Origin of the sequence: Pontibacter korlensis (genome assembly GCF_000973725.1) — a bacterium.
GTDB classification, from domain to species: Bacteria; Bacteroidota; Bacteroidia; order Cytophagales; family Hymenobacteraceae; genus Pontibacter; species Pontibacter korlensis.
On the sequence record NZ_CP009621.1, the window covers coordinates 1081827 to 1107504 of the forward strand.

The window sequence follows — 25678 nt, forward strand, 5'->3', positions numbered from 1 at the left end:
CTTTTGCCCCTAGGCAGAAGTAACTTTAAAAACTAGATTCTCTCTGAATCAACCCAATCTTCTGAGATGGCATCCGCATACTGGGTAATCTTTTGAAGCAGCACCTTTGCATCGCTCTCCACAATCAGATTGTCGCTGTACTCTGGTTTGATGAATCCTTCTTCCACACCATGAGTTATCAGGTCTATAAATTTGTTGTAATAACCATTTACATTGTAGAAGGCAACCGGCTTTTTGATGATGCCTAATTGGTTCCAGGTAATGATTTCGTTCACTTCGTCAAGTGTACCAAAACCACCAGGCATAGCAATAAATGCATCCGATTTAGAAGCCATGAGTGCCTTACGCTCGTGCATGGTTTTTACCACATACTGTTCTGTAAGACCAGTATGTGCCACCTCACGGTCCACCAGGCTTTGCGGAATAACACCAACAGCCTCTCCACCTTCAGCAAGTACGGCATCGGCAATGGCACCCATCAGCCCCACCTTACCTCCTCCAAAAACCAATCTTATTTTTTTCGTGGCCATTAGCTGGCCCAGGTTTGTGGCAGCATCACGATACTCCGGGTTAGTTCCGGTGTTAGCTCCACAGAATACGGCTATACTTTTCATGCTTATACTTTACCTAAAAGTTGATTAATAAGAAAGGCCCCGGCTGTATGCTGGGGCCTTATAATTCGCAGTTGCTCCCGTTACCTTAAACCAATTGCTTTTTATACATTTTGGCTAACGTTTCGGCAGCGTAGTCAATTTCTTCTGGTGTATTATACTTGCTAAAGGAGAAACGCACCGAACCACGGTTTTGATCCACCTCCAGTGCACGCAGCACATGAGAACCCGTATTGGCACCACTACTGCAGGCACTTCCTCCTGACACAGAAATCTTGTTTATATCCAGGCTGAAGAGAAGCATCTCGTTAATATCAGAGGCTGGTAAACTTACGTTTAGCACAGTATATAAACTCTTATCTCCGAACTCTGACATACCGTTAAAGCTTACATCGTCCATCTGCTCGCGCAGCTTGTGGATCATGCGGTCTTTTAAGCCTTGAATATGGCGGGTATGGTCCTCCATGTCGCGGTAAGCAATCTCCAAAGCTTTCGCTAAGCCAATGATACCGTACACGTTTTCGGTTCCGCCACGCATGTTGCGTTCCTGTGCTCCACCCTGTATCAGGGGCTGGATTTTGGTTTCGGCATCGCAGTACAAGAAGCCTACTCCTTTAGGGCCATGGAATTTATGTGCCGAGCCAACAATAAAGTTGGTCTTTAGCTTTTGCAGATCGTGCTTGTAGTGGCCCATCGTCTGCACCGTGTCTGAGTGGAGCACGGCATTATACTTCTTGCAGATTTCTCCTATGGTCTCAATATCGTTGAGGTTGCCGATTTCATTGTTGGCGTGCATAATGGAGACAAGCGTCTGCGGCTGCTTAGCCAATAACTCCTCCAGGTGCTCCAGGTCTAAATTTCCGCGCTCGTCGTGGCGCAGGTAGCTTACCTGTACTCCTTCCTGCTTCTCTAAAAACTCTATTGTGTGCAGTACTGCATGGTGCTCCAGTTTGGTAGTTATAGCATGCTTTATACCCAACGAGCGGCAAGTACATACCAGAGCCGCATTATCAGCCTCTGTACCTCCAGAAGTAAAGAAGACCTCAGCTGGAGACGTGTTTAGCAAGCCAGCTACCGTTTTGCGCGCGCGCTCAATTGCCGCCCTCACCTCGCGCCCATGCGAGTGTATGGAAGATGGGTTCCCGAAATGCTCCAGCATAAAAGGAGCCATGGCATCAAAAACCTCCTTATCAAGAGGTGTAGTGGCAGCATTATCTAAATAAACACGCATAGTTTTAAGCTATTTCTTATTTCTATTCTTTACTCAACCATTTAAGCATAAAAAAAAGTTGCGCCAATGGCAGGAACAATCCCATACCAGTGGCGCAACACTGTCTGTTACTCATGTTTTGTATTACAACAGCAACAACACATACTTTATGCTTTTACAGAAATGATTTCTTTGATGTCAGCAATAATTTTATTGGCCAGGTGCTCGGCAGTAGCATTACTATCGCTCTCTGCATAAATACGGATAATAGGCTCCGTATTAGATTTGCGCAGGTGCACCCACTCTTTATCAAACTCGATCTTCACACCATCTATTGTGTTGATTGGCTGCTTCGCATAGCGTTCCTGCATCTGGCGTAGCACCTCATCCACGTTTACATCTGGGGTAAGCTCTATTTTATTCTTAGAGATATAGTAGTTAGGGTAGCTGGCACGAAGGCGCGTCATACTCATACCCGACTTAGCCAGGTGAGACAGGAACAACGCAATACCTACTAAAGCGTCGCGGCCATAGTGCAGCTCTGGGTAGATAATGCCACCATTTCCTTCGCCACCGATGATGGCATTCTGCTCCTTCATCTTGTTTACCACGTTCACCTCTCCAACGGCTGCAGCATAGTAGTTACCACCGGCTTTTTCGGTTACGTCGCGCAATGCACGGGTAGATGAAAGGTTTGAAACCGTATTGCCTACTTGGTTTTTAAGTACGTAATCGGCTACTGCTACTAAAGTATACTCCTCACCAAACATGCTGCCGTCTTCGTTTATCAACGCAAGTCGGTCTACGTCCGGGTCCACCACAATACCCAAGTCGAATTTACCCTTCTCTATAACTCTGGCTATTTCGCGCAGGTTCTCTGGAAGCGGTTCTGGGTTGTGGGCAAAATTACCATCCGGCTCACAGAAAAGCTTCTCTATTTTATGTACGCCCAGCGCCTCTAAGAGCATCGGCACAGCAAATCCACCGCTTGAGTTAACAGCATCCACTACTACACTAAAGTTCTTAGCCTTTATAGCTTCTACATCTACAAGTGGCAGGTTAAGTATAGCTTTAATATGCTTCTTTAAAGCACTTTCGTTTTGCTTATACTTGCCTAACTGGGTTACCTGTGCGAAGTCGAAAGCTTCTTTCTCCGCAATCTCCAGCACCAGCTTGCCTTCCTCATCAGAGATAAATTCTCCTTTATGATTCAGCAGCTTTAGGGCATTCCACTGCTTAGGGTTGTGGCTTGCTGTAAGTATAATGCCACCACCAGCTTTTTTCTCTGGCACTACCATCTCTACAGTTGGCGTAGTAGAAAGTCCTACGTCAATTACATCTATACCCAAACCTTGCAGTGTGGCGCATACCAGTTTGTTTACCATGTCGCCTGAGAGGCGTGCATCGCGGCCAACTACAATTGTTTTCTTATCGGTGTTTTGAAGCACCCATGTTCCGAAAGCAGCGGAAAACTTAACTACATCCACAGGGGTAAGTCCCTCACCAACCTGTCCGCCTATCGTACCACGTATTCCTGAAATCGATTTTATTAAAGCCACTGTCCGTATATTAATTACTCAGACAAAAGTAGTAATTTTACTTATACTTCAAGGAGAATTTATGGCATGAAGCACACAGAAAAAACTACATCCATCTGAATACCTGCACCATGTCCTAAACATCAAAAAAATCACTCTCTGAGTTTACTGCAGCATCAATAGCAGAATGCGCTAATTAATAGCTAGGCTTTATTCTCTTTTTTCAGCTCCTTCACTTTAAGCCTGACTACCTCCAGTTCATCAATTCTGAGCCTATCCACTTCTCCTGTTTTAAGTGAGAACTTTTTAATAGCTAAACCACCTATGGCAAGTGCTATCTAAGACTGCACAGGTGTAACAGAAGATACAATTTCCCTGATCTGCTTTTTCTTTTTCATAATCTTATTTAGCTAGCCAATTTATAGTTACGCGTAATGAGAGATTTGCAACTGCTTGGGTCTTGTAGCTCTTACTTACGCGTAAATAAAAGCTTGCTTACCTTGTCTGCTCGCTCCATATGTTAAGACAATATTAAGCCTTGACACCCTCTGTTCTCGTACCTTAATTATTTAGTATCTTTGCCTTTATGACTACTTCACAATCCGGAAAAAACACGCGTCAACAGCAGCTTGAAGCTTTTAACAGGCTACTGGATATAATGGATGATCTGCGTGAAAAATGCCCTTGGGATCGTAAGCAAACAGTCGAAAGCTTACGACACCTAACTATAGAAGAGACTTACGAACTTTCGGATGCTATTCTAAAAGGAGATCTGCAGGAGGTAAAGAAAGAATTAGGTGATATAATGCTGCACTTAGTTTTTTATGCAAAAATAGCTGCAGAAAAAGGCGAGTTCGACATTGCTGATGTACTACATGCTCAGTGTGAGAAGCTTATTTTCCGCCACCCACATATCTATGGAGATACAAAGGCCGATAGCGAGGAGGAGGTGAAACAAAACTGGGAGAAGCTTAAGCTAAAGGAGGGAAACAAATCAGTTTTAGGCGGCGTACCGCAGTCTCTGCCAGCACTGGTTAAGGCTATGCGCATACAGGAAAAAGCAAGAGGCGCCGGTTTTGACTGGGATGAAAAGGACCAAGTATGGGCAAAGGTGCAGGAAGAGCTAGGTGAGTTTGGAATCGAGTTTAATGTTGCTGATAACTGTACCATTGATCAGCAAAAAGCCACCGCAGAGTTTGGAGACCTACTGTTCTCACTTATCAACTTTGCCCGTTTTGCAGGCATCAATCCTGAGGAGGCATTAGAGAGAACAAACCTCAAGTTCATTTCACGCTTTCAGTACATTGAAACGGAGGCCGCGAAAGACGGAAAGTCGTTACAGGACATGTCCCTGCAGGAGATGGACTATTACTGGAACCAAGCAAAAAAACTGTAGGCTTGCATACAGCATAATGAAGAAATTACTTATATTTAATGCGCTTTTCTCTAGAGACAGCTGAAAAGCTTTTATAGTGGCAAGGCTTAAATGTACTAAACTATAAAAGCGGAAGCCACTCCTGACAATCTGCTACCCATATGCTTAAGGCTTATATTAGGCGTATCAAATAAAAAGGTAAGGCGTCGCAGCTGGCTCCGATGTTCGTACTTTGAAACAAACTTGATTATTTATAATTTACGATATTGCTGCTCCTCAAATTTGGAATTATGAAGGACAAAAGCTTAAATTTAGGCAACTAAAGGAGCAGCTATAGGGTTTTATCGAATTTTTTCAGACATCTATTGTTTGAAAAATCAAGAAAAATCTGAAATTGCAAATCCAATAAAGAACTAAAAACGAAACAATTACATTTTATAATTACACAAACTTTTTTTTACAACACAAACAGCTAAACTTTAAACTTTAATTAAAATGGAAAAAAAGACTGCAGTAGTGAGCAAGAATGCTAATGTAGAGAAAAAACCGAGTCCGGTAGGCTCTCTATTTGCGACTATCGTTATTCCGCTCGCCCTGATAGCATGTGTGCTTATCTATATGTTCGTATTTGGTAATCCTGCCAACTTCGAAGGCAATGATCCGAACAACCACCCACTTCCAGGCAACTATCTTGGTATCGTTTACAAAGGTGGTTGGGTAGTACCAGTGCTTCTTTCTCTGAACCTGATGGTATTTATCTTCGCTATCGAGCGTGGTCTGACTATCGGTAAAGCGAAAGGAACTAAGAGCGTTGCTGAATTCGTACGTAACATTTCTGCTAAACTGAACCAGCGTGACATCAATGGTGCTATCGCTGCCTGCGACGTTCAGAAAGGTTCTGTAGCTAACGTAGTAAAAGCTGGTCTGCTTAAGTACAAAGAAATGCAGAACGAGCCAGAGCTGCTGAAAGCTGAGAAAGTTGCTGCGATTCAAAAAGAAATCGAAGAGTCTACTTCTCTTGAGCTGCCAATGCTGGAGAAAAACCTGGTAGTTATCTCAACTATCGCCTCTATCTCTACACTGGTAGGTCTGATTGGTACAGTACTTGGTATGATTAAGGCCTTCTCGGCTCTTGCAACTTCAGGTGCTCCTGACTCAGTAGCCCTTGCAAACGGTATCTCTGAGGCCCTTATCAACACTGCCCTTGGTATTACAGGTTCTACTATCGCGATTATTGCTTACAACTACTTTACAAGCAAAATCGACGAGCTTACTTACAGCATCGACGAGGCTGGTTTCAGCATGGTGTCTACTTTCACAGCCCAGCACGAAACTCCAGCTACTAAACCACAGACTGTTTAAGTTAAACCGTTTTAACCAGACAAAATGCCTAAAGTAAAAGTAAAAAGGAAAAACCCTTCATTGGACATGACTCCAATGGTGGACTTATTCTTCTTGCTGGTTACTTTCTTTATGCTGACTGCAACTGCCCGTCCTGATGAGGCAGTAATAGTAGATACGCCTTCATCGGCATCAGAAATCAAGATTCCGGATACTAACGTAATTACTATTACGGTAGACAAAAATAGCCGCGTGTTCTTTGGTGTTGATGGGCAGCAAACGAAAGAAGCTCTACTTGATAAAATGGCAGGCAAGTATGGCATAGGATTCACTGAAGAGGAAAAGAGAACATTCTCTCTCCTGAGCAACTTTGGTGTTCCGATCAGCCAGCTAAAGTCTATCTTGGCCATGGAATCAAGTGAACGCAAGGAGGTAAACCAACCGGGTATTCCAATCGACTCTACACATAATGAACTCGGTGACTGGGTTCTGCAGACTCGATTGACTAACCCGAAAGTGGTAATCGCTATCAAAGGCGACCAGGATGCAGATTACCCGACTGTAAAGCGTGTGATCGATATCCTGCAAGACAGAAAGGTGAACAGGTTTAACCTGATTACCGATATGGAAGCGAAGCCTACGAATTTATAATTAGAAAGGAGATTAGAAAATGGCAGAAATCCAAGAACAGGGCGACTCCGGTAAAGGTGGTAAGAAACGCGCGAAACGCTCGTCGACCAAGATCGACATGACGCCGCTGGTAGACCTTGCCGCCCTTCTGATTACATTCTTCATGCTTACTACGACTTTCAACAAGCCACAGACCATGGAAATCAACATGCCTGTGAAGCCTGAAAACGAGGAGGAGCAGATAGCGCTAAAAGCAAGTAACGCCATGACTATCATTCTTGGCGATAACGACAAGCTATACTACTACTTCGGCCTTGCAGAAGATAATCCAGAAGTAATTGAGTCGAGCTATGCATCAAACGGCATCCGTAAAGTACTGACCTCATCTCAAGTGAAGTCAAACGATAAGATGACCGTGATGGTGAAGCCGATGGAGGGATCCCGCTATAAAAACATGGTGGACATCCTGGATGAATTAAAGATAACTGACACCAAGAAGTTTGCAATGGTAGATATCTCCGATGCAGACAAGCAACTGGTGCAAGAACAAATTGGAAATTAAGATATGGACGCAAGTAAGTTAGCAAAAGCATCGCTTGATGATATCGTCTTCGAAGGACGAAACAGAGCGTACGGTGCCTACCTACTTCGCAGACTTTACAACAAGCATATCACGATTGCCGCTATTACAGCAATTGTTTTGTTCTTCCTCTTCCTGAGCATCCCATTGATCACCAAGTTGATTAAAGGCGACCAGGAAGAAGAGCAAGTGGTAGAGCGAATTGTAACAGAAGTAGACTTGGCCCCACCACCACCACTGGATGAGGCAACGCCGCCGCCGCCGCCGCCGCCGCCGCCAGATCTTCCACCACCGCCACCACCAGTGCGAGCTACTGTAAAGTATACTCCACCGGTTGTTAAGCGCGACAACGAAGTGGTAGAAGAGGAAGAAATTCCGGACGTGGAAGTACTAGAGGAGATTGATGCAGGTGTTAAAACCGTAGAAGGTTCTAAAGATGCACCAGTCGACTTAGGTGAAATTGACGGTACAAGTGATGTAGTAGCAGAAGTAGTTGAGGAGAAGCCTTATACTTACGTTGAACAGATGCCATCTTTCCCAGGTGGTGAGATGGAAATGATGAAGTATCTAGGCAAGAACATCCGATACCCAGCTGCAGCACAGCGTGCCGGTGTAGAAGGTCTAGTTGTACTTTCGTTTGTAGTAAGTAAAACAGGTGAAATCTCCGACATCCAGGTTGTTAAAAACCTTGGTGCTGGTACCGACGAAGAAGCAGTACGCGTTGTGAAAACAATGCCTAAGTGGACTCCAGGTAAGCAGAACGGTAGAGCAGTACCTGTACGCTATACACTTCCAGTACGATTCACGATCAAATAAGCAGTAGAACTGCAAAAGCCCAGCCTGAGAAGGCTGGGCTTTTTTTATGCACTCACTATAAAATATTACTCTGCATGCATACCATATAAATAGTAATGCGTATATTAAGTTATATAATGATAGAAACTAAAACGAAAGAGATAATGCATTAAACTGATTTTTAACCATAAACCCTAGAGCCATGGAAAAGAGCTATTATTTAAGTATGACCTTTAACAACATTGTATTCAAAGGTCGGAACAAGTTGTATGGAGCCTATGCATTGCGTAAAGCTTATAACAGGCACATATTTTTAGCAGCCATACTTGCTACTACAGTATTTTCCGGGGCATTAGTCGGTCCATTGGTTGATGCCATCTTCTTCGCAGATCAGGTAAAGTATGAAAAGCCTACCTATACCATAGTAGAGCCTATACCATTGTATCTACCAGAGCCACCAAAACCTGAACCAGCAAAATCTGAAACACCTCCACCAGCACCTGCAGGTGAGAAAAAAGTAGCTACGGAAAAGTTTGTTACACCAAAGGTTGTAGATGATAATACGCCGGCAGTAGAGGATATACCTAACCAGGAGGACCTCCTCAGTAAAAACATAGGTACAGAAAAAATAGAAGGTGAGTTACCTGAGATTCCAGCAACAACTATAACAGACGCACCACCTGTAGGTATAGAGGGAGGAACAGGTGAAATCTCTGCCCCACCTACTACTTATATACATGTAGAGCAAATGCCACAATTCAAAGGGGGCACCAGTGCACTTGCAGCTTACTTGAGCAAAAAAATTAGATACCCAGACCCTGCGCGAAGAAATGGAGTTGAAGGCACTGTAGTGGTAACTTTTGTGGTAAGTACAAGCGGAGAAATAACAGACGTGGAAGTACTGAAAGGCCTAGGCTTTGGCACAGATGAAGAGGCAGCCAGAGTGATCAAAAGTATGCCTAAATGGGAACCAGGTAGGCAAAATGGGCGAAATGTTCCGGTCCGCTACACTTTACCCATCAGCTTTAAGATACAATAACATCTAAAGTTTAGCAAAGAAAGGCAGAAGCATCAAACCAGTTTTGTTAGCTTCTGCTTTCTTTTTAAGGTCAATAGCCTTATTTTTAAGGGTTAAACAAGAAAATGGCTTAAGAAAAAGCAACGAATGCTTAGACCCAAGAGAGACGACGAGAGACCACAGCCCAGCATGCTATCGAAGTTTGCCCGAATCTTCGGCATTATCATGACACTTTTATATATCGCCATGGGTATATTTATTGTGTTTGCTGGAGATCGCATGAACCTTGACATGCCAGACAGCATGAAGTATGCCTTAGGGGGAATTCTCATATTATATGGAATTGTTAGATTTGTGAGAGTTTACAATAGCACACGTTCCAACAGAAACAGATATGAAGATTAAAGCACTAAGTATAGCGGCCTTTGCTGGCGTTGTAGCCTTGACAAGCTGTGGTGGAAACAGTGGAACGCAGCTTGACACACCAACCTCTGGCAACATCAATATAAGTGTTGATGAATCGTTTATGCCCATCATAGAGTCAGAGATTAGCACCTTTGAGGGTATATATAAGTATGCTAACATAGATGCAGCTTACAAGCCGGAAGGACAAGTTGTACAAGATCTACTAAACGACAGCACGAAAATAGCCATCCTCTCCAGAGAACTTACTCAAGAGGAAAAGGCCGTATTCGACAAACAAAATCGTGTCCCACGAGTAACAAAGATAGCCATTGATGCTGTAGCGCTTATCACCAATAAGCAGAACAAAGACACCCTGCTGACAATGGAAGAGCTAAAGAAGGTGTTTAGTGGTGAAATAAAGACATGGAAAGAGCTGGATGAAGAGTCGGAGTTGGGAGACATCACAATTGTATTTGATAATAACAACTCCAGCACAGCCCGATACGTACGAGACTCACTGATTACTGGCAATAAATTACCACCCAACACGTTTGCATCTAACTCACACAAAGCTCTTATAGACTACGTAGAGGAGAATAAGAATGCAGTAGGAGTAATTGGAGTAAATTGGGTTAGTGATTTTGACGATTCAACTGCTGTTGGATTCTTGAAAAGAATCAATGTCTTAGGAATCAGCGAAGATCCAGCACCCGTAACAACAGAAGATTATTACCAGCCATACCAAGCTTACATTGCACAAGAAGCATATCCATTGCGCAGATATCTGTATATCATTAGTACTGAGGGACGTACAGGACTTGGCACAGGTTTTGCATCTTATGTAGCAAGTGACAAAGGCCAACGCCTAATCTTAAAGTCAGGACTTGTACCGGCTACCATGCCGGTACGGGTAGTAAGTCTTGGTAACGAATAGTACCAGACACAATTGAACTCAAACAGCAACAACTAAACTTTTATAAAATGACAAATAACTGGAAGTACATCGCTTTAATGGCGGCTGCCTTCCCTGCTACTGCAGCATTTGCGCAATCAGGTGACGCAGGCAGAAGAGCCGTTGATCTTGAGCGCTATGAAGAAGCTAAATCTATCTATAAGTCTCAGCTGAACAACAAAAATGCAGCTGACAAGGCTTATTTCTCTCTTGGCGACATTTACCTGCGCACAGGACAAACTGACTCTGCTGCGTATTATTTTAATCAGGGAATCGCAAATAACAAGAAGTCATACATCAACCATGTAGGTCTTGGTAAAATTGCGATGCAGCAAGGCAATCAGGCACAAGCAGAGCAGCACTTTAACAATGCTCTGAGCGGCAAGGGTAAAAAAGACCCTTACGTATTAGCTATGATTGGCGAAGCTTATGTTAAAGCTCCAAATGCTACAGAAGATCAGATTAAGAAAGGTATTGATTACCTGAAGCAGTCGCTGGAGCGTGACAACAAGAACGCTGTAGCGAATGTGATCTTGGGTGATGCTTACCTGGCCCTGAAGCAAGGTGGCGAAGCGATGACTAGCTACGATAGAGCGATCCAGTTAGATGAGCAGTATGCTACAGCTTACCTGAAGCGTGGTCAGCTTTATACTAGCTCACGTAACTATAACGAAGCTGAGCAAGCTTTCCAGAGAGCTATCGAAATCGATCCAAACTTTGCTCCTGCCTACCGTGACCTAGGTGAGCTGTACTACTTCGCTGGTCAATATGACAAAGCTTTGTCTACTTTCCAGAAGTATGTAGATATGGCAGAGGATACTCCTGATACTAAAGCGAAGTATGCTTCATTCCTTTTCCTGACTAAAAATTACGATCAGGCACTGAAAACTGCTGAGGAAGTTCTGGCAACGCAGCCAGACAACATGGTAATGAACCGTCTGAGAGCTTACTCCTACCTGGAGCTTGGTCAGCCAGAAAAGGCTTTGGAAGCAATGCAGACGCACATGCAGAAAGCCGATCCAAGCAAGCTAATTGCTCAGGACTACGAGTACTATGGTCGTATCTTGGCTAAAAACAACCAGCCGGCTAAAGCCATCGAAAACCTGGAGAAAGCCCTGCAGATGAACAACTCTAACATTGAGCTGTATGCAGAATTGGCTAACGCATATGCACGCAATAACCAGTACGATAAGGCTATTGAGGTTTATGAGCGTAAGCGTGAAAACGTAGAGCCAAGCAACGCTGATTATTACTACATGGGTAACATCTACATGATGGCCGGTGAAGAAAATGCAGCTAATGGCAACACGCAAAAAGCGAATGAGTTCTTTGCTCAGGCAGATAGCACCTATGCTAAGGTAGTAGAAGCAAACCCTGATTATGCTTATGGTCACCTTTGGAGAGCTCGTGCTAACGCTAGCCAAGATCCTGAAACAGAAAAAGGTTTAGCTAAGCCTCATTATGAGGAGTTCATTAACAAGGCTGGTGGTGAGAAAGAGAAGTATAAGAGAGACCTTATCGAGGCTAACTCATACTTAGGCTACTACTACTACATCAAAGGAGAGAGAGACAATGCTGTGAAGTATTGGACAGAAGTAAGAAACCTGGATCCGAGCAACCCACAAGCAGAAGCTGCTCTTAAAGAGATTTCTAAAACTCCGCGAAAGAAGTAATAATAGCTTTTACTTCTTCCTATAAAACAGAAAGCCCGCTCTTGTAGCGGGCTTTCTGTTTTATAGGCTTTTCATTTACTCTCTAGCTGAGGTGATAAAAGCAGGGTACTACTAAACTCGCAACTGCTAATTAGAAACATCCGGTACATTTAATTACACTATAGGGACTCTTCATATAGCTCCCACTTCTCTAAAACAGATTTGAAATCTTCAGGAAGCTCTGAATCAAACTGCATGAATTCTTTTGTGCTAGGGTGTAGGAAACCAAGTGACTTTGCATGCAGTGCCTGACGAGGCATCAACTTAAAAGCGTTTTCTACAAAAGATTTATACGTCCCATTAGGTGATCCATATAATATCTTATCGCCGCCATACGTGCTGTCAGAGAAGAGCGCATGTCCTAGATGCTTCATGTGCGCCCGTATCTGGTGCGTTCTACCTGTCTCCAGGTTGCACTGCACCAACGAAACAAATTTGAAGCTCCTAAGCACCTTATAATGCGTTACAGCGTGCTTACCATAATCACCATCAGGATACACGGCCATTACCTTTCTATCTTTAACACTGCGGCCTATACGGCCTACGATAGTTCCTTGCTTCTCCTTAGGTACACCCCAAACTAAGGCATAGTACGTTCGCTCTATACTATGGTCAAAAAACTGCTTTGCCAGATAGGCCATACTATAATCTGTTTTGGCTATAACCAGCAAACCAGAAGTATCTTTGTCAATGCGATGTACTAAGCCTGGCCTTCCCTCCCCATTTCTATGCGTAGGCAGGTTCTGGAGATGATAGGTAAGAGCATTAACCAAGGTGCCGTTCCAGTTGTTGTAAGCTGGGTGCACTACCATACCTGCCGGCTTGTTTACCAACAGCAACTCGCCATCCTCATAAAGTATATTCAACGGAATGTTCTCCGGCACTACATCTGTATCGCGTGGAGGCTCGGCTAGCGTAACGGTAATCACATCAAATGGCTTTACCTTATAGCTTACCTTTACCGGCTTCTCATTTACCTGAACCGATTCAGAGCGGATAGCCTCTTGCAGCTTGTTACGTGTAACGTTTGGCAAACGGTCCATCAAGAACTTATCTACGCGCAACAACGCCTGGCCTTTATCCACCACTATGCGATGGTGTTCATATAACTCATCTGAGTCCTCAATGCTTTCTGTTTCTGTGTATTCTACCACGACTATACTAACAGGTATAAAAAAAGAAAGCCGAAGTATAAACAACGGCTTTCCTAAACTATAAAAAGTTATTTACTTAGTTTTTCTTCTTGTTGTTTTTCGCTGGTGTAGCTGGCTTAGCGGCTGGAGTAGCTGGCTTTGAAGCAGCTGGCTCTGGTGTCTGCTGCGCTTTAGCTGGGTCTACGCCAAGCTTCTTCAGTACAAGCGGAGAGATATCACCATCTTCAGGACCAGCAAGCAAAGCTTGGTTGCTGATAACATAAGTATAGCCATTCTCTTTAGCTACATCTTTGATGGCTTTGTCAATCTTAGTGATAACAGGGTCAACTAAAGATTTCTCTTTTTGCTGAAGAGACATTTGAGCATTACGCTGGAACTCCTGGATTGAATTGTTCAGGCCCATCAGTTCTTTCTCTTTGTCCTCACGGATTGTTGCATCCATAGTAGCAGCACCTTTTTCGTATGCCTGCAGTTTGCTTTCATACTCAGCATACTTGTTCTTTAGCTGGTTCTCAAGCTGTGTGCTATGGTCTTTTAGCTGAGACTCAATCTGCTTGCTTTCTGGCAATTGTAGTAGAATATACTCCACGTTTGTATAACCAATCTTAAGCGGCTGGTCATTGCTCTGTGCGAAAGACGCAAAGCTGATCAGAAAGAACGCTGCTACTAGAAGTTTAATTTTGTTCATCATTGGTTGGTTAATTAATAAGTATTTAGACGTTTAGTTGTTAGACTTCTTTTTTGTGGCCTTCTGGGCTGGTGGTTGCTGTTGCTCTTGCGGCTCCTCCCCTACCTCAGGCAGGTTTTCAGGGTCATCCACAATTGCATCAGCTGGTTGTTTACCTGTAGAGTTTTTTCTATCAGAAGCTAACCCCAGCTCCTCCAGCACATACTCTGTATAATCATGCACAGGGTTAGTATAAATCATAACTAGGTCTCCAGACTTATCAAACATTATCTGAATGCCCCTAGATTTAGATACTTTCTCAACGGCTTCGAAAACCTCATCCTGTATCGGGCGCATTAGCTCCTGGCGGCGCTTAAACATCATGCCTTCGTAGCCAAATACCTTGCGCTGGTAGTCGCGCAATTCATTTTCTTTCTTGGTTATTTCGGCTTGGCGCTTTTGCTTCATCTGCTCAGTTAGCAGCACTTCTTCCGCCTTATAGTCTTGCTTTAGCTTATCAGCCTGCTGCTGTAGCTGCTCTATTTCTCGTTGCCAAGCCTCAGCGTATTTGTCCATCTCCTGCTGCACCTGGTTGAAGGCTGGCATCTTGCTCAGGATGAAGTTGGAGTCAATATAGCCAATCTTCTGTGCTTGCGAAACAGACGCTAACAAAAAGCCTGCTAAAAAGATGAACAAAAACTTTTTCATACTAATTCAATTCTGGTTTTAGCGGATCTGCTGACCAATGATGAAGTGGAACATACCACGCTTATCATTCATGCCGCCTGGCAGATCATCCAATCTCCATGCATAATCAAAGCCAAGCAGACCAAACGCAGCCATAAAGATTCTGGCACCTACACCCGCTGAGCGGTAAAGCTTGAACGGATTATAGTTTTTGTAGCTACCGAAGTTATTACCAGCCTCTACAAATGCCAGGCCATAAATTGTAGCTGCCGGGTTTGGAGAGATCAGTTGGCGAGCCTCGAACACAAATTTGTTATAGGCTATACCACCAGCACTTAACAGGCTAGGATCATTTAGTGTGTTAACCACGCTTTCATCTTCGTAACCACGAAGACCGATATACTCTGTACCCACAAAAATATTACCACCACCAAGACCGGCACCACCTAACTTAAAGCGCTCAAATGGTCCTACACTTTCACCTGAACCATAAGTGCCTAAGAAGCCAAAGTGTGCTCTGGTGTTGAACACCAAATTTCCTGCCACATTTATAAAATATGAGGCATCGAACATCCATTTATTAAACTCGATGTACTCATACTGGTCTTTGCGATCAGAAAACAGCGAGTAAGGCGGTGTTAGGTTAAGGCTTAACGTGAAAGAAGAACCTCTTCTAGGGAAAGTCGGATTATCTATACTTGAGCGACCTAATGTATTTACAATCGAGATACTGTTAGAATTACCGTTGTCAAAGCCTGAGAATAACGCATAGTCCTTTAGAGTATAGCGGTTAAAGGACAGTGAGTGGTTCATAAAGAAGTAGTTATCAGGCCAGTTCAGTCGTCGGCCTAGACTTACTGCTGCACCATTCACATTCAGGCGGCTATAGTCGCCAGTTTCTTCGTAAGGGTTATAATAGCTTGCTCCTATGTTTCTTCTATAAACAGTCTTGAACAAGCTAACTGTAAGTGAGTTAGCCTTACGGCCTCCCAACCATGGTTCTGTAAATGAGAACGAGTATGACTGGTAGTATTTACCGTTTGCTTGCACATTCAGCGATAAGCGCTGACCATCACCAGTAGGTATAGGTCTCCATTCTGAGAAGTCGAAGAGCTTTCTTGTAGAGAAATTATTCAGGGTAAGACCAACAGTACCTACTGCACCAATTGGACCACCCCATCCACCAGATAAGCTTATTTGGTCGTTTGGCCGCTCAGTTACACTGTAGGCAATGTCCACAGTACCATCCGCAGGGTTAGGTATTGGGTTCAGTCCGATTGTTTCCGGGTCAAAGTAGCCAAGGGCAGCCAGTTCATTTCTTGTTCTAATCAAGTCATCACGGCTATACTTCTGACCCGGCAATGTTCTGATCTCTCGCAGAATCACATGGTCACTTGTCTTGTCATTACCAGAAATCAGGATTTTGTTAATCGTAGCTTGTGGACCTTCCTGCACACGCATCTCCAGGTCAATCGAGTCCCCTTCTACACGCGTTTCAACTGGGGTAATGCTGGAGAACAGGTAGCCGTCGTTTTGGTAAAGCGCAGATACGTCTACACCGGTAGGGTTATAAGTTAGACGCTTCTCCAGCTCCTGCTGGTCATATACGTCACCCCTGCTGATACCAAGTACACGCGCCAGGTAAGCATCGTCGTATAGGTAGTTACCTGTCCAGGTTATATTGCGATAGTAATACTGCTGTCCTTCATCTACCGTTATTTGTATACCAAGCCTATCTTCACTGATACGGTATACTGAGTCTGACACAATCGTCGCATCACGATAGCCTTGGCTGTTGTAGAAGGTTATAAGTGCTTCTTTGTCTTCTTCGAACTTTGTACGGTTAAATTTAGAGGACGTGAATATTTTGTAGAATCTCTTCTCTTTCGTATTCTTCAGCTGGCGCTGGAGTTTTTTATCAGCAAAGGCCTCGTTGCCGACAAACTCTATATCGCCAACCTTTACTTTATCACCTTTATCAACGTGAATGTTCAATACCACGCTATTCGGTAGAATAGAGTCAGGACGCTGTGTAATATTTACCTTCACGTTCAGGAAACTCTTATCCACAAAATATTCGCGCACTACATTGCGGGTGCTGTTTAGAACGGCATCCGTTACAATGCGTCCTTTTTGCAATGGCACTTTGTCTCTTAAGGCATCTCCCTGAGATTTATTTATACCTGAAAAGCGGAAGTTAGAAAGACGAGGGCGTTCCGTTAAGTTGAACGTCAGAAAGATAACATCCCCCTCAGTACGCGCTGTTACATCCACATCACCTAAAATCCCTTGATCCCATAGGTTTTCGATAGCGCGACTAATGTCTTCGCCTGGCACCGTCACCATATCACCCTCTTTCAGACCTGTTAAGGAAGTAAGTGCTATTGGGTCCAGAAACTTGTAACCGCTAACCGAAATTCCGCCAATGCGGTACTGGCGGGGCTGCTGGTAATCTACAGGAGACGACTGGGCAGGTCTGTTAAGTACTTGGGAGGAGGCCGTGCCTGCCATTAGCAGAAACACTAGCACCCAGATGCATCTTGTCATTCGTGTGTTTATCACTTTGTTATTTGTTCACTTGTCTTACCAAATCTGCGCTCACGGCTCTGGTAAGATAATATTGCTTCGTAGAGATGTTCCTTTCTAAAATCCGGCCAGAGCAACTCTGTAATGTATAACTCAGTATAAGCTAATTGCCAGAGAAGGAAGTTACTTATGCGCTGTTCTCCGCTAGTCCTGATCAAAAGTTCAGGATCGGGCATACCTGTTGTTGAAAGGTATTCAGCTATAGAGGCCTCATTTATTTCATCAGCCTTTATATTACCTTGACCCGCCTCGCTTGCAAGGCGTTGCACAGCTTGTGTAATATCCCAGCGGCCACTGTAGCTTAATGCCAATACCAGTGTCATTCTGGTATTGTGTTTAGTCAGCTCCATTGCCTCCATCAGTTCGCGTTGGCAAGCTTTAGGCAAACTGGCAGTGTTACCAATCGTCTGCAGGCGAATGTTGTTCTTATTAAGAGTGGCAGTTTCCTTACGGATGGTAGACACCAGCAACGTCATCAACGCTGAAACCTCTTCTGCTGGCCGCGACCAGTTTTCTGTAGAAAAAGCATACAAGGTCAGGTACTCAACACCTAACTCTGCTGCAGCTTCTACAGTATCGCGCACGGCCTTTATGGCATTCTGATGACCAAAGATACGCAGTCCGCCTCTTCGCTTTGCCCAACGCCCATTACCGTCCATGATAACGGCTATGTGCCTTGGTAAATTGCCTAAGTCTACTTTATCCTTTAAATTCATTAAAACACAATTTCCTTGCAAGTTACAAAAAGCAAGACAAATTTGTGAATGATTGCGGTTTAATCTAAAAGACCTGGCTTGTTCTTATATACTGGAGGGCAGTTGTAGCGGTAGAAAGTATAAGATATACTGATGCCGTTGTAGAAGTACCAGTCTTTATCATGTGGGTTTGCAATGTTATCTGAAAACTCAGGAGAGGCGAGATAATCTATCTTATCCGTAAAAGTTTTTCTAGCCCCGAATTCTAGCCCTAAGTTCCAGTGCATACTGAGAGCATACTTTACACCTACACCGAAAGGAATCGCTACGGTCATGTCGGTATCAAACTCCCTCTCGACATTCCCTGCCAACGTAAGCTTCTTATTGTATAGCAGGCCTGCAACTCCCACGAAGAGGTAGGGAGAAAACCGGGGGCTTTGGCTACGGTCATAGTAATCAAGAAAGTTATATTCAACCACACCAGAAAGCTCTAGTAGGCTAAGACGCAATTCTGCTTGGCGGTCAGCATGAAGTGGACGATCACTAAAGGCTTCATCGCTGAAGGTGTTATCATCTACAATACGATGGCTCCCCATTAACCCCCCACGGAGGGTAATAGCATTTGACATATCACGGCGATAAAATACTGTGAGTGCTGGCTGATTGTTCAGGAAGCGGTAATTAGGTGAGATTTCGCCTTTATAATTAGCTCCACCTATACCAACTCCTATCTCCGAGGTTGTTACAGATCTTCCTATTTGAGCTATAGCTGGGGCGACAAAAAAAGCACTCCCTACTTGCAGAAATAGACAAATAAGGAGTGCTTGTATAAAAGTACGTAGCGTCATGTATTCTGAGCAAAGTTTAGTAGTTGAACAACGCAGCCGCTGTCCGTTCTATTATCTAAACTTCGGACTTCTGACACGCGGTGATAAAATATAATTCAGTGTTAGGCCTGTGGTGATGTACCAGTCATCGTCAGATCTTTCGCCTCTCTGCTGTCCATCTCTTCCGTAACCTCTAACAATCATGTAAGGAGTACCACTTGGGTCTGGCTGAGTTGTAAAGCCTGAACCTGCACTTCTATCTGAAAGTATAGCGGCTGCCGTAGGATTCTCGCCACCGCCATTTAAAATATTCTGTTTGGAGGCGTAAGTTGTACTTACATCATCGAGATAATCCGTAAAGGTTTTTCTCCAACCAACTTCAAGGCTAAGATCCCAGTAGCGATCAATTTTGTAACGCACACCCAAACCAAACGGAATAGCAATTTGTACTCGTTTGTAAGGCTCTGGATAATTTCCTCCCTCAGCATACTGCCCTTCAGTACCTAAAGGTTGCAGTTCATACCAACCGGTTGCTATATCATTATCTCCAAAATCCCCCATAGAGCCTCTTTCATAATACGCCTTTGGATTATGATGCATTACAGCCACACCTGCAAATGCATAGGGCACAAAATCAGGGCGACGTTGATAAGTACTGCGGTTCTCGAAGAGGTCAACCACAGCTACGGTGCTAAGCTCTTTTATATCGTTGCGGAATGATAAATTTCTACCAAAGCGACCTCTGTTCTCACCTTCGTTCTGAGAGGCACTTAATGCATCATCTCCGGTTAAACGCCCCCAGGTAAACCCTACACGATAAGAGAAACGTGGCGCAAAGCGGTAGGTATAGCTAATTCCCGCACTTGGCCTCGTAGACTTAAAGCGAAAGCTTGTAAAATCTGGCTGAGGTACAATGTCCCCAAAGTAGTTCATAGCTCCGAAGGTCACCCCCACTGAACCATACTGCTTACGTCTTGTCCAACGCTGCGCTTCCGCATCATTGGAGAAAAGTGTAAGTGTAAAAATAAGCATTAATGCAAGGGTACAAAGTTTCTTCATAACAGAGAAATATCTAAATGGTAGCGTATCAGCAGGCTTGTATTCACCCCAAATTAATTGAAGACAAAAATAATCAGAATAGCCAATATTTAAAATAATATAACATATATATTTAATATTATTTTATTGAGCTATTTCGCTTATCAAGTCCCCAATTAAGTTTACTACGTAGCGTCGATAAAAAGTTAACATGATGGAGCTTCACCAGCCTGGCAACAAAAGCTTCTCTCCGTACTGCCAGCTGCACATTCATATCCACAGGAGTAGACCTGGAATCCAGAGCCGCAAGATAGCTACTACTACGCCCCTCCACCTCAAACGAGATAACACTACGATCAGAAACGATCATAGGCCGCACGTTTAGGTTATGCGGACATACGGGCGAAATAACAAAATTGTTGGTCTGTGGCAGCACCAAAGGTCCCCCGCAGCTAAGCGAGTATCCTGTTGATCCTGTAGGCGTGGCCACCACCAGGCCATCTGCCCAATAAGAATTTAGATATTCACCATCTATATACGTGTGCACCACAATCATGGACGAAGTATCACGCTTCTGCACACTAAACTCGTTTAGGCCAAAGTTTATCCCTTTAAAGACCTCCTGATCAGAATCAACACGGATAAGAGCACGGTCGTCTAGCGTGTAATGTCCTTTATATAGTGCGTCCAAAGCAATGTTAACACTATCATAAGGGATGGTAGCCAAAAAACCGAGGCGCCCCGTATTAATGCCAAGTATAGGAATTTGCTGCTCTCCCACATAGGTTACTGTATCCAACAGGGTTCCGTCGCCGCCTATACTCAACACTACATCCACTCCTTCCAATCTATCGCCACGCCTGAAGGTCTCTATTCCTGTAGGCAAATTTATTGTATTCTTAAGGTACAGCTCAAAATGCTCTACCATACACAGCTGCGCCTTTCGGCGCTGCAACTCATCAAAAAGCGTCTGGATGAAAGGTTGAATGTTATCACTAAACGGTTTGCCAAGTATAGCTATTTTCATTTCGATCGGGTTAAAACGGAAATCTCGCGCTAAAGTAAAAGCCTCTATTGCCTTCCCGGTTCAAAGTATACTCCAGCCGAAGCACAATATCATAAAAAGTAACTGCATGCAGCCCCAGCCCACCACCAACTAGTAAGCGATTGGTTAGCTGATTTCCCTTATCAAACACATCATCTACCACATAGCCAGCATCTGTAAAGCTATTCAGGTATAAGGACAAAGGTATATTATTAAACTTCGGATTATCTATAAATTTAAGCTTTATACTTTCAATATCAAGAAGCTGCCGCGTTAACCCTTGTTTAAATAAGCCATAGTGCTGACCTCCTATAACATAAAGTTCATACCCTCGCACATAAGATCGGTAGCCTAAGGCTATATTATCGGCAAAGGCATGCTCGCCAGCAAGCCGCAGCTGCCCCTCTGCTCCCGCCATATAAAAGTACTTATCTGAGAGAGGAACATACTTTACGTATTTTGTGCGGAACGCGGTAAAGGGAGAGCCAGTGTTGCGCAGGAATATTGTTTGCGACACCATGGCGTCAAAATAACTACCTGCAGTAGGATAAGCAAAGTTGTTGCGCCTGTTGATAACCTTGTAAAGCTCTACACGAGTATACTGCCGCTCCTGCTGTGCATCATGGTAATAATCTGGATTGAGAAAGGTAACAGAGTCAGAAATCTGCTCATTGTGATAGGAAAACCGCAGCCCTTCCTGCCGCTGCACATCCAGGCGGTGCACCAACGCTGCTGCTACAGAAGTACGTTTGATGGGCATACCACTCTCCTGCTCAAAAAAGCGTTGCCTGTTATTGAGGTTGGTATAGCTAACAGTGCGGCTACGATAGTCCGCAACAGAGAAATCTGCGCCAAGGTTGTGTCTTCGCCACACATATGGAACTCGATAGCCTAGTTCTAGGCGCTTATTGAATCCTCTCTGCACCCGCACTCGCACCTCTTCGTTACGTCCTCTAAAGTTTTTTTGAATAAGGTTGATACCGTAATCTATACGGCTCCAGTCTTCCTTTTCTAACCAAGCATTGAAATTGCGATCCGCGAAATCAAAAATAGGGATGGGGTAAAGATAAAAGCGCTCCTGCACCTGGTACTTCACCTGCACCTGACCATCGGCACAAGTATAAGTATAGTTTACATGATGGAATAGCCGGAGGTTGAAGAGGCGCTTTTGGTTTTCCTGAAGCAGTGGTTCCAGTCCTTCTGTTAGTATGGTATCACCGGGAGCAAATGTAAGCTCGCGCAGCATTACCTGACTTTTGGTTGTTTCGTTGCCCTCTAGACTTATATCAGTTATCACTAAAGCAGGCGCAGCACATGGCTCAGCCTGTGCTACTGCTCCATACAGAAGTAGAAGTATAAGCAGGAATGCTTGCAGTCGCATTACCGCAAATCTTAAATGTCGAGGTATTTAAAGAGCATGTCGAGGCGGTCGCGGCCTACATCGTAATCGGTGTTATCGTTAAACTGAGCAGTGATGCGATATTCGAAGCGCTCTAGTGTAGCAATGATACGGCTGAGGTCGGTGGTGTTCAGCTTCAGAGTCAGCTTTATTTTATAAGGATCCATTTCGTCGGGCGATACATAGGCGCTCAGGATCTTACTATTCTCCTCCTCTATCAGGCGACTGATTTGGCTTAGCGAATAGTCGCGGTCTGCCATGGAGAGCACCAGTATACTACCCTGCCCTTGCAGTGCCGACATTTGGCCAAAGGCTGCCAACGTATCATTTATCGTAATTACGCCAACATAATCCTGCTCCTCGTCCAGCACTGGCACCACCTGAATTTTATTCTTGATGGCGGCCTCCATAACATCGTAAAAATGCTGGTGTCCCTGCACATGCACATCCTGGTACTCCAGCTCCAGCTCCTTTAGCTGTTGTGCGCGGTCGGGCAGTTCTATTAGGCTCTGCTCTGTTGCCAGGCCCATATACTTACGGTTGCTTACCACCGGCAATTCGTTTACGCGGAACTCATCCATCCAGCGCAAAGCCTTGTCTACGGTGTCGTAGAGCTTCAGCGGCGGAATCATTTGATTGATGAGTTCTTCTGCGATCATACGGATGCGGCGGTTATTGGTGTTTTTGCTAAATATTTCTCTAAGATACTGTTAAACTTCTCCGGATGTTCCATCATTGGTGCATGTCCGCACTTATCGATGAAATATAATTCGGAGTTCTCAATGAGCCTGTTAAACTCGTAAGCTACCAACGGAGGAGTGATCGTATCATTCAGACCCCATATTAACAACGTTGGCACCTTAATGTTTGTGATATCTTTAGCCATGTTGTGCCGCTGTGCTGATTTGGCAATGGCAATGATACGCAAACACTTGGCATTACTATTTGTAATAGAGAACACCTCGTCTACCAATTCTTTGGTGGCTGTTTTAGGATCGTAAAAAGTATAACCCACACGCTCTTCCACATACTGGTAATTTCCTCTCTTAGGGAAAGATCCTCCCATAGAGTCTTCAAAAAGGCCAGAGCTACCAGTTAGCACCAGGCGCTTTACCATGTTTGCGTTGTTCAGGGTATACACAAGGCCTACATGGCCACCTAGTGAGTTACCCAGCAGCGTCAGGTCTTTAAGCTTCTTGAACTTTACAAAGCCTTCTACAAAATTCACCAAACCAGGCACACCAGCCTTATGCAGGGCCATTTCATAAATCGGCATCAAAGGAATTACAACACGGTAACTTTTCGAAAAGTGGTCTACAACGCCATTCCAGTTGCTGAGTGCCCCAAAAAGCCCGTGCAGCAGCAATAGCACTTCTCCTTCTCCCTCATCAATATACTGATAATCTCCTTCTTGTCTGACTTGTAAATCCATGAATTGAAAAAACTTTTTGAAAGAAACGTGTTTTTAGTCCTTATGGTCGAACTAGCCTGTAAAATTAGCAATCCTAAGCCAATTTTGAAGCATATGCAAGCCATAAGTGGTAAGGGCAGCTTCCGGGTGAAATTGCAACGCGTATAGCGGTAGCTCCCTGTGCCGAAAGGCCATCAACTCTCCTTCCTGCGTGTGTGCCAGCGGTATCATACTTTCTGGAACGTGGCGCAGCACCAGAGAATGATAACGCACCACTGGCATAGTGGCCGGCAAACCTTCAAAAATAGGGTCTGCCTGACAAATTATTTCTGATATTTTCCCGTGCATTGGCCGCAGCCCCTTCTCCAACTTAGCCCCAAAGAACTCGCCTAATGCCTGATGACCAAGGCATATTCCCAGCATGGGTACCCGTTCATGGTAATGAAAAATCACTTCCATCAAGCTCCCTGCACCTCGTGGCGCGCCTGGTCCTGGCGAAAGCACAACTGCTTCTACCGGTAATTTCTGAAGCTCCTGCAACGGCACATCGTTTCGCACCACCTTCACCTCCACCCCAAGTCGGCCAAAGTAGTCTACTAGGTTATAGGTAAACGAGTCAAAGTTATCGAGCAGGAGAAGCATATAAAGTTGGAAGGTTAAAGAACTAGAAGGTTAAAAAATCAAGGATGGGGGAAAGGAGTTAACTATTTTAGCTTCTTATACTTTGCTGGGCGCTCTCAGCATCTTACCTAAAGCAATGCTGAGGCACCTTCTACTTTTTTAACTTTCTAACCTTCTACTTTTCTAACTCCTAAAAGTGCTGTCTTAATGAAGTGATGAGCGCTTTGATAAACGGCAGCACGTAGCTCAGAATATCAAGTGCGTAAGGCGTTGTTTTTAGCACTACCGGGTACACCATAGAGGAATCTGCAGTATCCTGAGATATGCTTATACCCGCCATATCCGAAACGTACAACAGCAAGCTCAAAGCCAGGCACCATTTCAAAGCGCCAAGTATACTGCCCAGCACATTATCGAAAAGCCCAAATGGTGTGAAGTCTATTACTTTCTTAAGAAGGATACCACCTAGGTGAATAAGCAGGATGATCCCTACAAACACCACAAGGAAAGTAACGTAAGGCAGCAGCCCGTGTGCATCCCCGATAAAGCCAGCCATCAGAGGCAAGGCCGTATCCAGCAGCTTTAAACCTCCCAGGATAGCTAAAACCAACGCCACCAAAGACACCAGCTCCAGCAGCAAACCCTTCCGGAACCCCATAAACGCGCCATAGGCAATAGGTATGGCCAGAAAAAAATCAAAAGTACTCATGCGAAAAAGACACAAGGTTACAGGCGCAAATCAGATGTTCTCTTCCAACATTACACCTGTTGGTATTGATTACTTGATGTATGTTTCGCCTGCCACAAAGAAAATGCAGCAGGCGAACTATACTTTAAAAATCGGTATTACTCAGCAGATCTCCAACAGTCTGTGAAATAGCGCGTCCGTCGGCTTGCCCGGCCAGCTCTTTTGTAGCTACGCCCATCACTTTACCCATGTCAGAAGGGCCAGTAGCACCCACACGCTGAATGATTTCTACCAGGCGCGTGCGCAGGTCGCCTTCGTCCAGCTGCTTTGGCAAGTATTCTTCTATCACGGCCAATTCGGCCAGCTCTACCTGCTCCAGGTCAGCGCGGCCTTGCTGCGCGTAAAGCTCTGCAGACTCACGGCGCTGTTTTGCAGCCTTGGTCAGGAGCTTCAATTCTGTGCCCTGATCCAAGCCTTCAGATCCACCTTTTTCGGTTTCAGCCAGCATAATCTGCGACTTTATACTTCTTAGCGCCTGCAAACGGGCTTTATCTTTAGCCAACATGGCTTGTTTGATGTCGGCATCAACGCGTTGTTTTAGTGTCATAGTTTTTAGCTTTTATACTTTTATCTGGTTGAGGTGCTACTGCTTACGCGGCAGGTGCCTTTTTGTATGTTTCCCTGGCAGCAGTA

The 25678-nt window shown here is 44.4% G+C and carries 25 protein-coding genes; 8 read left to right on the plus strand and 17 right to left on the minus strand.

Going from position 1 to position 25678, the window contains the following annotated elements:
• Positions 1-32: 32 nt before the first annotated feature.
• The 3 genes from PKOR_RS04440 to glmM form a co-directional block, all read right to left on the minus strand.
• Complete coding sequence (locus tag PKOR_RS04440) at positions 33-614, minus strand: LOG family protein (protein WP_046309378.1); 582 nt, start codon at positions 612-614, stop codon at positions 33-35.
• 85 nt (positions 615-699) lie between these two features.
• Positions 700-1842, minus strand: coding sequence for a cysteine desulfurase family protein (locus PKOR_RS04445; RefSeq protein ID WP_046309380.1), 1143 nt, complete (start codon positions 1840-1842; stop codon positions 700-702).
• A 146-nt stretch (positions 1843-1988) separates the two neighbouring features.
• The gene (glmM, locus tag PKOR_RS04450; protein ID WP_046309382.1) at positions 1989-3380 is read right to left on the minus strand and encodes a phosphoglucosamine mutase; all 1392 of its coding nucleotides are present in this window, start codon (positions 3378-3380) and stop codon (positions 1989-1991) included.
• Positions 3381-3945: 565 nt separating this feature from the next.
• On the opposite strand from glmM, the gene mazG reads away from it, so the two are divergent.
• The 8 genes from mazG (at position 3946) to PKOR_RS04495 (ending at position 12128) form a co-directional block, all read left to right on the plus strand.
• Positions 3946-4755, plus strand: a complete 810-nt coding sequence (gene mazG, locus PKOR_RS04455) for a nucleoside triphosphate pyrophosphohydrolase (protein ID WP_046309383.1) — start codon at positions 3946-3948, stop codon at positions 4753-4755.
• A gap of 474 nt (positions 4756-5229) precedes the next feature.
• Positions 5230-6096, plus strand: coding sequence for a MotA/TolQ/ExbB proton channel family protein (locus tag PKOR_RS04460; protein WP_046309384.1), 867 nt, complete (start codon positions 5230-5232; stop codon positions 6094-6096).
• A gap of 24 nt (positions 6097-6120) precedes the next feature.
• The gene (locus PKOR_RS04465) at positions 6121-6726 is read left to right on the plus strand and encodes an ExbD/TolR family protein (RefSeq protein WP_046309385.1); all 606 of its coding nucleotides are present in this window, start codon (positions 6121-6123) and stop codon (positions 6724-6726) included.
• A 19-nt stretch (positions 6727-6745) separates the two neighbouring features.
• A complete protein-coding gene (locus PKOR_RS04470; RefSeq protein ID WP_046309386.1) occupies positions 6746-7267 on the plus strand; it encodes an ExbD/TolR family protein in 522 nt (173 codons plus the stop codon).
• A 3-nt stretch (positions 7268-7270) separates the two neighbouring features.
• Positions 7271-8101, plus strand: coding sequence for an energy transducer TonB (locus PKOR_RS04475; protein WP_046309387.1), 831 nt, complete (start codon positions 7271-7273; stop codon positions 8099-8101).
• 181 nt (positions 8102-8282) lie between these two features.
• Complete coding sequence (locus tag PKOR_RS04480) at positions 8283-9119, plus strand: energy transducer TonB (protein ID WP_046309388.1); 837 nt, start codon at positions 8283-8285, stop codon at positions 9117-9119.
• Positions 9120-9492: 373 nt separating this feature from the next.
• The gene (locus PKOR_RS04490; protein ID WP_046309390.1) at positions 9493-10437 is read left to right on the plus strand and encodes a PstS family phosphate ABC transporter substrate-binding protein; all 945 of its coding nucleotides are present in this window, start codon (positions 9493-9495) and stop codon (positions 10435-10437) included.
• A 47-nt stretch (positions 10438-10484) separates the two neighbouring features.
• Positions 10485-12128 (plus strand): tetratricopeptide repeat protein, encoded by a 1644-nt coding sequence (locus PKOR_RS04495; protein WP_046309391.1) that lies wholly within the window; start codon positions 10485-10487, stop codon positions 12126-12128.
• Between the two features lie 158 nt (positions 12129-12286).
• Here PKOR_RS04495 and PKOR_RS04500 read toward each other — a convergent pair whose 3' ends face one another.
• The 14 genes from PKOR_RS04500 to PKOR_RS04565 all read right to left on the minus strand — a co-directional run bounded on the left by PKOR_RS04500 (position 12287) and on the right by PKOR_RS04565 (position 25592).
• Entirely contained in the window at positions 12287-13321 is a 1035-nt protein-coding gene (locus PKOR_RS04500; RefSeq protein WP_046309392.1) for an RluA family pseudouridine synthase, read from the minus strand.
• Positions 13322-13397: 76 nt separating this feature from the next.
• Positions 13398-14012 carry an OmpH/Skp family outer membrane protein gene (locus tag PKOR_RS04505; RefSeq protein WP_046309393.1) on the minus strand — a complete coding sequence of 205 codons (615 nt, stop codon included), beginning with the start codon at positions 14010-14012 and terminating at the stop codon, positions 13398-13400.
• A gap of 30 nt (positions 14013-14042) precedes the next feature.
• Positions 14043-14696, minus strand: coding sequence for an OmpH/Skp family outer membrane protein (locus PKOR_RS04510; RefSeq protein ID WP_046309394.1), 654 nt, complete (start codon positions 14694-14696; stop codon positions 14043-14045).
• An 18-nt stretch (positions 14697-14714) separates the two neighbouring features.
• Positions 14715-17222: an outer membrane protein assembly factor BamA gene (gene bamA / locus PKOR_RS04515; RefSeq protein ID WP_046309395.1), complete on the minus strand. Its 2508-nt coding sequence runs from the start codon at positions 17220-17222 to the stop codon at positions 14715-14717.
• A gap of 11 nt (positions 17223-17233) precedes the next feature.
• A complete protein-coding gene (locus PKOR_RS04520; protein WP_046309396.1) occupies positions 17234-17977 on the minus strand; it encodes an isoprenyl transferase in 744 nt (247 codons plus the stop codon).
• 59 nt (positions 17978-18036) lie between these two features.
• A complete protein-coding gene (gene porG, locus PKOR_RS04525; RefSeq protein WP_046309397.1) occupies positions 18037-18804 on the minus strand; it encodes a type IX secretion system protein PorG in 768 nt (255 codons plus the stop codon).
• A 51-nt stretch (positions 18805-18855) separates the two neighbouring features.
• On the minus strand, positions 18856-19842 hold the full coding sequence (locus tag PKOR_RS04530) for a DUF6089 family protein (protein WP_046309398.1): 987 nt from the start codon (positions 19840-19842) through the stop codon (positions 18856-18858).
• A gap of 118 nt (positions 19843-19960) precedes the next feature.
• Positions 19961-20848, minus strand: coding sequence for an NAD kinase (locus PKOR_RS04535; RefSeq protein ID WP_046309399.1), 888 nt, complete (start codon positions 20846-20848; stop codon positions 19961-19963).
• A 10-nt stretch (positions 20849-20858) separates the two neighbouring features.
• Positions 20859-22247 carry a BamA/TamA family outer membrane protein gene (locus tag PKOR_RS04540; RefSeq protein WP_046309400.1) on the minus strand — a complete coding sequence of 463 codons (1389 nt, stop codon included), beginning with the start codon at positions 22245-22247 and terminating at the stop codon, positions 20859-20861.
• An 11-nt stretch (positions 22248-22258) separates the two neighbouring features.
• Entirely contained in the window at positions 22259-22924 is a 666-nt protein-coding gene (locus PKOR_RS04545) for a CBS domain-containing protein (protein WP_046309401.1), read from the minus strand.
• Positions 22921-23697, minus strand: coding sequence for an alpha/beta fold hydrolase (locus PKOR_RS04550; protein ID WP_046309402.1), 777 nt, complete (start codon positions 23695-23697; stop codon positions 22921-22923). Before PKOR_RS04550 ends, PKOR_RS04545 begins: the two co-directional genes overlap by 4 nt.
• Before the next feature lie 51 nt (positions 23698-23748).
• Positions 23749-24318, minus strand: coding sequence for an anthranilate synthase component II (locus tag PKOR_RS04555; RefSeq protein WP_046309403.1), 570 nt, complete (start codon positions 24316-24318; stop codon positions 23749-23751).
• A 169-nt stretch (positions 24319-24487) separates the two neighbouring features.
• Positions 24488-25006, minus strand: coding sequence for a CvpA family protein (locus PKOR_RS04560; protein WP_046309404.1), 519 nt, complete (start codon positions 25004-25006; stop codon positions 24488-24490).
• A gap of 124 nt (positions 25007-25130) precedes the next feature.
• Positions 25131-25592, minus strand: coding sequence for a GatB/YqeY domain-containing protein (locus PKOR_RS04565; RefSeq protein ID WP_046309405.1), 462 nt, complete (start codon positions 25590-25592; stop codon positions 25131-25133).
• Positions 25593-25678: the final 86 nt, after the last annotated feature.

Bases quoted from the DNA above. Each gene is read 5' to 3' on its own strand.
- PKOR_RS04440 (WP_046309378.1), bottom strand. From the start codon at position 614: ATGAAAAGTATAGCCGTATTCTGTGGAGCTAACACCGGAACTAACCCG.
- PKOR_RS04445 (WP_046309380.1), bottom strand. From the start codon at position 1,842: ATGCGTGTTTATTTAGATAATGCTGCCACTACACCTCTTGATAAGGAG.
- mazG (WP_046309383.1), top strand. From the start codon at position 3,946: ATGACTACTTCACAATCCGGAAAAAACACGCGTCAACAGCAGCTTGAA.
- PKOR_RS04460 (WP_046309384.1), top strand. From the start codon at position 5,230: ATGGAAAAAAAGACTGCAGTAGTGAGCAAGAATGCTAATGTAGAGAAA.
- PKOR_RS04465 (WP_046309385.1), top strand. From the start codon at position 6,121: ATGCCTAAAGTAAAAGTAAAAAGGAAAAACCCTTCATTGGACATGACT.
- PKOR_RS04470 (WP_046309386.1), top strand. From the start codon at position 6,746: ATGGCAGAAATCCAAGAACAGGGCGACTCCGGTAAAGGTGGTAAGAAA.
- PKOR_RS04475 (WP_046309387.1), top strand. From the start codon at position 7,271: ATGGACGCAAGTAAGTTAGCAAAAGCATCGCTTGATGATATCGTCTTC.
- PKOR_RS04480 (WP_046309388.1), top strand. From the start codon at position 8,283: ATGGAAAAGAGCTATTATTTAAGTATGACCTTTAACAACATTGTATTC.
- PKOR_RS04490 (WP_046309390.1), top strand. From the start codon at position 9,493: ATGAAGATTAAAGCACTAAGTATAGCGGCCTTTGCTGGCGTTGTAGCC.
- PKOR_RS04495 (WP_046309391.1), top strand. From the start codon at position 10,485: ATGACAAATAACTGGAAGTACATCGCTTTAATGGCGGCTGCCTTCCCT.
- PKOR_RS04505 (WP_046309393.1), bottom strand. From the start codon at position 14,012: ATGATGAACAAAATTAAACTTCTAGTAGCAGCGTTCTTTCTGATCAGC.
- PKOR_RS04510 (WP_046309394.1), bottom strand. From the start codon at position 14,696: ATGAAAAAGTTTTTGTTCATCTTTTTAGCAGGCTTTTTGTTAGCGTCT.
- bamA (WP_046309395.1), bottom strand. From the start codon at position 17,222: ATGACAAGATGCATCTGGGTGCTAGTGTTTCTGCTAATGGCAGGCACG.
- PKOR_RS04520 (WP_046309396.1), bottom strand. From the start codon at position 17,977: ATGAATTTAAAGGATAAAGTAGACTTAGGCAATTTACCAAGGCACATA.
- porG (WP_046309397.1), bottom strand. From the start codon at position 18,804: ATGACGCTACGTACTTTTATACAAGCACTCCTTATTTGTCTATTTCTG.
- PKOR_RS04530 (WP_046309398.1), bottom strand. From the start codon at position 19,842: ATGAAGAAACTTTGTACCCTTGCATTAATGCTTATTTTTACACTTACA.
- PKOR_RS04535 (WP_046309399.1), bottom strand. From the start codon at position 20,848: ATGAAAATAGCTATACTTGGCAAACCGTTTAGTGATAACATTCAACCT.
- PKOR_RS04540 (WP_046309400.1), bottom strand. From the start codon at position 22,247: ATGCGACTGCAAGCATTCCTGCTTATACTTCTACTTCTGTATGGAGCA.
- PKOR_RS04545 (WP_046309401.1), bottom strand. From the start codon at position 22,924: ATGATCGCAGAAGAACTCATCAATCAAATGATTCCGCCGCTGAAGCTC.
- PKOR_RS04550 (WP_046309402.1), bottom strand. From the start codon at position 23,697: ATGGATTTACAAGTCAGACAAGAAGGAGATTATCAGTATATTGATGAG.
- PKOR_RS04555 (WP_046309403.1), bottom strand. From the start codon at position 24,318: ATGCTTCTCCTGCTCGATAACTTTGACTCGTTTACCTATAACCTAGTA.
- PKOR_RS04560 (WP_046309404.1), bottom strand. From the start codon at position 25,006: ATGAGTACTTTTGATTTTTTTCTGGCCATACCTATTGCCTATGGCGCG.
- PKOR_RS04565 (WP_046309405.1), bottom strand. From the start codon at position 25,592: ATGACACTAAAACAACGCGTTGATGCCGACATCAAACAAGCCATGTTG.